At 71.9% G+C, this 7,446-nt stretch carries 6 protein-coding genes; 5 read left to right on the forward strand and 1 reads right to left on the reverse strand.

Annotated elements, in window-relative coordinates:
• The 3 genes from ACSW7Y_RS14845 to ACSW7Y_RS14855 all read left to right on the forward strand — a co-directional run.
• A partial coding sequence (locus tag ACSW7Y_RS14845) for a flagellar hook-length control protein FliK (protein ID WP_438127014.1) occupies window positions 1-581 on the forward strand: 581 nt, incomplete at its 5' end.
• Window positions 582-605: 24 nt separating this feature from the next.
• Window positions 606-1,040 (forward strand): flagellar hook assembly protein FlgD, encoded by a 435-nt coding sequence (locus tag ACSW7Y_RS14850; RefSeq protein WP_175327852.1) that lies wholly within the window; start codon window positions 606-608, stop codon window positions 1,038-1,040.
• Window positions 1,041-1,098: 58 nt separating this feature from the next.
• The gene (locus tag ACSW7Y_RS14855) at window positions 1,099-2,274 is read left to right on the forward strand and encodes a flagellar hook protein FlgE (RefSeq protein WP_438127015.1); all 1,176 of its coding nucleotides are present in this window, start codon (window positions 1,099-1,101) and stop codon (window positions 2,272-2,274) included.
• 122 nt (window positions 2,275-2,396) lie between these two features.
• Here the strand turns inward: ACSW7Y_RS14855 and ACSW7Y_RS14860 are convergent, their stop codons facing one another.
• Window positions 2,397-3,833 (reverse strand): helix-turn-helix domain-containing protein, encoded by a 1,437-nt coding sequence (locus tag ACSW7Y_RS14860; protein ID WP_438127016.1) that lies wholly within the window; start codon window positions 3,831-3,833, stop codon window positions 2,397-2,399.
• Between the two features lie 123 nt (window positions 3,834-3,956).
• On the opposite strand from ACSW7Y_RS14860, the gene ACSW7Y_RS14865 reads away from it, so the two are divergent.
• Window positions 3,957-5,945, forward strand: a complete 1,989-nt coding sequence (locus ACSW7Y_RS14865; protein WP_438127017.1) for a phosphoenolpyruvate carboxykinase (GTP) — start codon at window positions 3,957-3,959, stop codon at window positions 5,943-5,945.
• Window positions 5,946-6,007: 62 nt separating this feature from the next.
• Window positions 6,008-7,446: glyceraldehyde-3-phosphate dehydrogenase (locus ACSW7Y_RS14870; protein ID WP_438127018.1), on the forward strand; the 1,439-nt coding region annotated here is incomplete at its 3' end.

Raw genomic sequence — 7,446 nt, forward strand, 5'->3', positions numbered from 1 at the left:
GGACCGGCACCGGGGCGGACGCACAGCGGAGCGCCGGGGCCGACCCGAGCCTCCAGGCCGTCGACGGCGCACGTGCCGGAGCGGCACCCGCGGTGTTCCCCACCCCGGCGACCACCGGACCCGCGGCGGCGACGCCGTCGGGCGCGCCGACCGCGAACGCCGCGCCCGCGACCTTCACGCAGCAGCTCGCCCGACCCGTGTTCTCACTCGCCCACGCCGGCCCGGGCGAGCACGTCGTCACCGTGCAGGTGACGCCGGAGGCGCTCGGACCCGTCACGGTGCGGGCCCACGTGACCGCGCACAGCATGCACGTCGAGCTCTACGCGCCGTCCGACGCCGGGCGCGAGGCCGTCCGTCAGGTCCTGCCGGACCTGCGTCGCGACGCCGCCGGCACCGGGCTGTCGACGACGCTCGACCTGTCCTCGCAGAACCACCCGGACTCCGCCCCGCGGCGCGACGAGCGTCCGGCGTCGGGCCAGCAGGCGGTCCGCGACGACCGGGAGGCACAGCCCGCCCCCGCCCCGCACCGCACCCCGTCCACGACCACCGTCCGCACCGCGGGCCTCGACGTCCTCGCCTGAGCGACGGCACGAAAGGACCTCACCATGCCCCTCGACGGCATCACCGGCTCGGTCGACCCGGCCACGCAGGCCGCGGCCCTGGCCGCGAACCAGTCGTCCTCCAGGTCGCAGACGATGGACTCCGAGGTGTTCATGAAGCTGCTCGTCACGCAGCTCCGGAACCAGGACCCGTCCTCGCCGATGGACACCAACCAGATGATCAGCCAGCAGACGCAGCTCGCGATGATGGAGCAGATCACGAACCAGACCACGACGGCGAACGAGAACTTCTCGCTGCAGATGCGGATCGCCGCCGCGAACCTCGTCGGGAAGCAGGTCAGCTACACCGACGCCACCACGGGGAAGTCGATCGAGGGGACCGCGACAGCGGTGTCGTACGCGGGAAGCGTCCCCACGGTCACGGTGGGCGGGAAGGAGGTCGACCTCGACGTGATCTCCGGCATCAAGACCGCCTCCTGACCTCCCCTCCACCCCTCTTCTTCTCCGGTACCGCGGTACCGCCACGAAAGGACGCACCATGCTCCGCTCGCTCTACTCCGGGATCTCCGGCCTCCGTTCGCACCAGGAGATGCTCGACGTCACCGGCAACAACATCGCCAACGTCAACACCGTCGGCTTCAAGTCGTCGTCGACCGTCTTCCAGGACACCCTGTCGCAGATGACCCAGGGCGCCGGTGGGCCGCAGACCGGCATCGGCGGCACGAACCCCGCCCAGATCGGCCTCGGCGTGCAGGTCGCCGGTGTCTCCACGAACTTCGCGCAGGGGTCCGCGCAGGCCACGGGCAAGGCGACCGACCTGATGATCTCGGGCGACGGGTTCTTCGTCACCCGCCTCGGCACCGACACCGTCTACACCCGCGCCGGCGCGTTCGACTTCGACGCCGACGGCCGCCTGGTCTCCTCGGACGGCAAGATCGTGCAGGGCTACCCGGCCGTGAACGGCGTGGTCAACGCCAACGGCCAGCTCGGTGACATCACGCTGCCGCTCGACGCCGCAGCGCCCGCGGTCAAGACCACGAGCGCGGCGCTCACCGGCAACCTGCCGTCGGACACGGCGGTCGGCGGCCAGGTCACGCGCGACGCCACCGTCTACGACGCGACCGGCGCCAAGAAGACGATGTCGATCACGTACACCCGCACCACCGCGGGCTGGGACGTCACGGCGAAGGACGGACTCGGCGGCAACGCCACGTCCGCGATCACGTTCGCGGCGGACGGCTCGATCGCCACCGGCGGCACCCTCGCCGTCGGGACCACCACCGTCGACATGTCCCAGCTCACCGGCTTCGCGACGCTGAACACCGCCACCATCTCGTCGCAGAACGGGCACGAGGCGGGGTCGCTCCAGGGGTACTCGATCGCGAAGGACGGCACCGTCACGGGCACGTTCTCGAACGGTGCGTCGCTCGCCCTCGGCCGGATCGCCCTCGCGACGTTCGCGAACCCGGCCGGCCTCGAGAAGACCGGCGCCTCGGGCTACCGTGCGACGGCGAACTCGGGCCAGGCCTCGATCGGCGGCCCGGGTTCCGCCGGCGTCGGCTCGCTCGCGGCCGGGACGCTCGAGATGTCGAACGTCGACCTGTCGCAGGAGTTCACGAACCTCATCGTGGCGCAGCGCGGGTTCCAGGCGAACGCGCGCATCATCACCACGTCGGACGAGGTCCTGCAGGAGCTGACGAACCTCAAGCGGTAGGCGGTCGCGGGCGGCCCGGCCGCTGCGGGATCGGAACACGAGACCGACGTCGAACCAGGGGACGGACCCGGTTCGACGTCGGTCTCGTGGTTCCACCGGCCGCGTCGCGGGGGCGTGCGGCCCTACTCGGCGTGCGCCTCGAGGAACCGGTACACCTCGCCGTCGTCGACGCCGGGGAACCGACCGGTCGGCAGGGGAGCGAGGACGTGCTCGCCGAGCTTCGCGCTCGGCCACGCGACGTCCTTCCACTTCGACTCGAGGGCCGCGGGCGGGCGGCGGCAGCACGACGGGTCGGGGCAGTTCGACTGTCGCCGCGCGGTGGCGTCCCGTCCCCGGAACCACTGCGCGTGCGCGAACGGCGTGCCGAGGGTGATCGAGAACTCGTCGTCGTCGGTGCCGGTCTGCACGCTGCACCAGTACGTGCCGTTCGGCGTGTCGGTGTACTGGTAATGCTCCCGGGAGCGGTTGCGGTCCTCGAACGCCGTCCGGGACGCCCACTTCGCGCACACGACCTGGCCGACGATGCCGCCGTCGGTGTCGGTGGGGAACGTGATGCCGTCGTTCTCGTACCCCTTGACGATCGCTCCGGATCGCCGCACCCGGACGAAGTGCACCGGGAGGTCGAGGAAGCGGGTCGCGAGCGTGGTGAACCGGTGCGCGGCCGTCTCGTGCGTGACACCGAAGGCGTCACGGAAGTCCTCGAGGGCGATGTCGCGCCGGGACTTCGCCTGCTGCAGGAACGGCACGGCGGCGTCGCGCGGGACGAGGCACGCCGCCGCGAACGCCGTGATCTCGATGCGCTGCCGCAGGAACTCGGCGTAGTCCGCGGGCGGCCGGTGCCCGAGCACCACGTGCGCGAGCGCCTGCAGCGCCAGGCTACGGAGGCCCCGACCACCGGGTGTCGCGGCCGGCGGCAGGTAGATCACGCCGTGCTCCCGGTCGGTGATCGTGCGGGAGGACGCCGGGAGGTCGTCGGCGTGCACGAGCCGGAAGCCGAGCTTCGAGGCGAGCGCCGCGACCGTGTGGTGCATCAACGGCCCCGGCGGACGCTCGACCGTCGCGAGCAGGTCGGCGGCCTGGTCCTCGATGTCCTCGTAGTAGTTGTCCGAGGACTGGCCCTGCAGCCGGAGCGCGATCATCGCCTCCCGGCCGGCGGCCTGGGTGACCGCGGACTCCTGCACGCGCCGCTCCAGCGCCTCGTGCAGCGCGACGACGCTGGCGAGGACGTCGTCGGGCAGGCTCTTCCGGACGTCGATGTGCGGGAGACCGAGCCGGGCCGCGAGCGGTGCGTCCTGGTACGCGGCGAGTTCGAGTTCCAGTCGTGCCCGTTCGGTCGGCGGGGTCGACGCGGTGAGGGTCGACACCGGGACGTCGAGCGCTGCCGCGATCCGTGCCAGGACGGAGACCTTCGGTTCCCGGAGCCCGTTCTCGATCATCGAGAGTCGGCTCGGCGCGAGGTCGGTGGCGTGACCGAGGACGTCGAGGGTCATCCCGCGTTTCGTGCGGACGTGCCGGATCCACTGCCCGAGCAGTCGCTGGGGGCCGTCGTCGTGGGACATGTCGCCACTCTTCCTCGAGTGTGAAGAACTGCCGTTCTTCTCCGTTCGGTCGCGAGCATAGCGCGCGTCCGTGCCCGCATGCTGAGGAGCACGACCACCGTAGGGCTCGACGAGGAGACCAGCATGACGATGACCGACACGACCCGTGACCGCCGCTTCGGCGATGCCGAGACGGGCCCGATCCCCACCGCCGACGTCCACCGGCACGCACACCCACCGGTCGCCGCCTGCTCGAGCGTCGAGGTCCCCGACGGAGCGCACCGGCACGGGCTGGCCAACCGGGAGCTCGCGGACTGGGTGGTCCGGACGGCGCTGCTGACCCGTCCGGACGAGGTCGTCTGGTGCGACGGCTCCGACGCCGAGTGGACGCGCCTGACGAACCGCATGGTGGAAGAAGGCTCGCTCATCCGCCTCGACCCGGGCCTGCGTCCGGACAGCTTCCTCGCCCGGAGCACCCCGGACGACGTCGCGCGGATGGAAGACCGCACGTTCATCTGCACGAGCGACCCCGCGGATGCCGGTCCGACGAACAACTGGCGTGACCCGCGCTCGATGCACGCCGAGCTCAATTGGCTCTTCGCCGAGTCGATGCGCGGTCGCACCATGTACGTCGTCCCGTACTCGATGGGCCCGGTCGGGGGCGCGATCTCGCAGCTCGGCGTGCAGGTCACCGACTCCGCCTACGCCGCGGTCTCCCTCGCCCTCATGGCACGGGTGGGTGACGACGCCCTCGAGCACATCGGCCCGGACACGGCCTGGGTCGCCGGGGTGCACAGCGTCGGGTACCCGCTGCGGAACGCCGACGGCACCCGCCGGCCCGACGTCGCGTGGCCGAGCAACCCGACGAAGTACATCTCGCACTTCCCCGAGGAGCGGGCGATCTGGTCGTTCGGCTCGGGCTACGGCGGCAACGCCCTGCTGTCGAAGAAGTGCTTCGCGCTGCGGATCGGATCGACCATCGCCCGTGACGAGGGCTGGCTCGCGGAGCACATGCTCCTCCTCAAGCTCACCGACCCGGACGGTCGTGCCCTCCACGTCGCGGCCGCGTTCCCGAGTGCCTGCGGCAAGACGAACCTCGCGATGCTGCAGCCCTCCCTGCCGGGGTGGCACGTCGAGACGATCGGCGACGACATCGCCTGGCTGCGCCCGGGTGCGGACGGACGGCTGTACGCGATCAACCCCGAGGCCGGGATCTTCGGTGTGGCGCCCGGGACGTCCGTCGCCACGAACCCCGTCGCGATGGACACCATGCGGAAGCGGACGATCTTCACGAACGTCGCGTTGACCGAGGACGGCGACGTCTGGTGGGAGGGGCTGACCGACGAGCCGCCCGCACACCTGATCGACTGGCGCGGCGAGCACTGGACACCGGCGGCGGACACACCGGCAGCGCACCCGAACGCCCGCTTCACGAGCCCGATCGAGCAGTGCCGGACCCTCGCTGACGACTGGTACGCGCAGGACGGCGTCCCCGTCGACGCGATCCTGTTCGGCGGACGCCGGGCGACGAACGTGCCGCTCGTCGTCGAGACGGACAACTGGGCGCACGGTGTCTTCGCCGGCGCGACCGTGTCGAGCGAGCGCACCGCCGCGCAGGAGGGCACCGTCGGCGAACTCCGTCGCGACCCCTTCGGCATGCTCCCGTTCGTCGGCTACGACATGGGATCGCACTGGCAGCACTGGCTCGACGTCGGCGAGGCGCTCGGCGCCGCCGCTCCGAAGGTGTTCCAGGTCAACTGGTTCCGCAAGGGCGAGGACGGCACGTTCCTCTGGCCGGGCTTCGGCGAGAACGCCCGCGTCCTCGCGTGGATCGCCGACCGCGTCACACGGCCGGAGGCTCCCACGTCGCGATCGACGCCGCTCGGCGCGGTCCCGGCGGAGGGTGCGCTCGACGTGCGCGGCCTCGGGTTGTCGGGGACGAGCCTCCAGGCCCTGTACGACGTCGACCCGGCCAGCTGGCTCGACGAGGCGGACCGGACCGAGGAGTTCTTCGCCTCCCTCGGAGCCACGGTCCCCGCCGCGGTGTGGGCGCAACTGGCGGCCCTGCGGGAGCGCCTCGAGGCAGCGGCGGCCGTGCGCGACGCGACCGCCTCCGTCGGGGTCGCGGCGTGAACCGCGCGGGCACCGATCGGGTCTTCGACGAGTGGGTCGACCGCGGCTCGGTGGCCGCCGCGATGGTCCCGATCATCGACGGGCTCCACCGTCGGCACAACGTGGTGACGACGATCCACGGTCGGCGACTCGTCGGTCGATCGGTCAACGAGATCCTCAAGCTGCACCGCTTCGCGCGGCACGTGGGCGGTGTCGAGCTGTCGCCCCACGAGGTGCTGCCGGTCCTGCACGCGTTGACCCGGCTCGACCTCGGTCCCTCGGTGATCGACGTCGCCGACTGCAACGCCGGCTTCCGTCAGCAGGACACCCTCGGCCTCGACGACCACCTGCGGCTCGTCCTCGCGGACGCGGTCGGCAGCGGTCCGTACGCGGCCGCGCCGCGCGACGTCGTCGTCTACGGCTTCGGCCGCATCGGTCGGCTGGTCGCACGGATCCTCCTGGCCCGGTCGGGAGGCGCGTACGGACTCCGCCTGCGAGCGGTCGTCCTGCGCTCCACGGGTCCGGAGGACCTGGTCAAGCGGGCGAGCCTGCTGCGGCGCGACTCCGTGCACGGGCCCTTCGACGGGACGATCACCGTGGACCAGGACGCGCAGACGATCACCGCGAACGGGACGGTCATCCGCTTCATCGGCGCGGCGTCGCCGTCGGAGGTCGACTACACGGAACACGGCATCCACGACGCGATCGTCGTCGACAGCACGGGAGCGTTCACCGACCGGTCCACGCTGTCCGCGCACCTCGCCGCCCCGGGCGTCTCCCGCGTGCTGCTCACCGCGCCGGCGTCGGGCGACGTGCCGAACATCGTGCACGGGGTGAACGATGCCGCGATCGGGGACGAGCCGATCCTCGCTGCGGCGTCCTGCACGACGAACGCGGTCACGCCGGTGCTCGCCGCCCTCGACGAGCGGTTCGGGATCGAGCACGGGCACGTCGAGACGGTCCACTCGTTCACGAACGACCAGAACCTCACCGACAACCACCACCGAGGACCGCGCCGGGGCCGCTCGGCGGCGCTCAACATGGTGCCGACGAAGACCGGGGCCGCGCGGGCCGTCGCGAAGGCGTACCCGCCGCTCGCGGGGAAGCTCACCGGCAGTGCGATCCGGGTGCCGACGCCGGACGTGTCGATCGCGGTGCTCACGTTGACGCTCGGCACCGGCGTCACCCGGGAGGCGCTCAACGCGCACCTCCGCGAGGTGTCGCTGCGCTCGGCGCTCCGCCGCCAGGTCGACTACGTGGAGTCGCCCGAGGTCGTGTCGAGCGACTTCCTCGGATCGCGGAAGGCCGGGGTCGTCGACGGGCTGGCGACGATCGCCGACGGTGGGCGGCAGGTGGTGGTCTACGTCTGGTACGACAACGAGTACGGGTACAGCCGGCAGGTCGTGCGGGTGCTCGAGACGATGAGCGGACAGCGGGTGCCGTCCCTGCCGGCGACGTCGGAGGCGCCCGTCGCGCTCCCGGTGCCCGTTGCGCTCCCGGTGCCGGTCGCGCTGCCGGGGCC

Source organism: Curtobacterium flaccumfaciens, from assembly GCF_051548005.1.
Taxonomy (GTDB): domain Bacteria; phylum Actinomycetota; class Actinomycetes; order Actinomycetales; family Microbacteriaceae; genus Curtobacterium.

Coding starts and splice junctions, on each gene's coding strand:
- ACSW7Y_RS14850 (WP_175327852.1), top strand. CDS start 606: ATGCCCCTCGACGGCATCACCGGCTCGGTCGACCCGGCCACGCAGGCC.
- ACSW7Y_RS14855 (WP_438127015.1), top strand. CDS start 1,099: ATGCTCCGCTCGCTCTACTCCGGGATCTCCGGCCTCCGTTCGCACCAG.
- ACSW7Y_RS14860 (WP_438127016.1), bottom strand. CDS start 3,833: ATGTCCCACGACGACGGCCCCCAGCGACTGCTCGGGCAGTGGATCCGG.
- ACSW7Y_RS14865 (WP_438127017.1), top strand. CDS start 3,957: ATGACGATGACCGACACGACCCGTGACCGCCGCTTCGGCGATGCCGAG.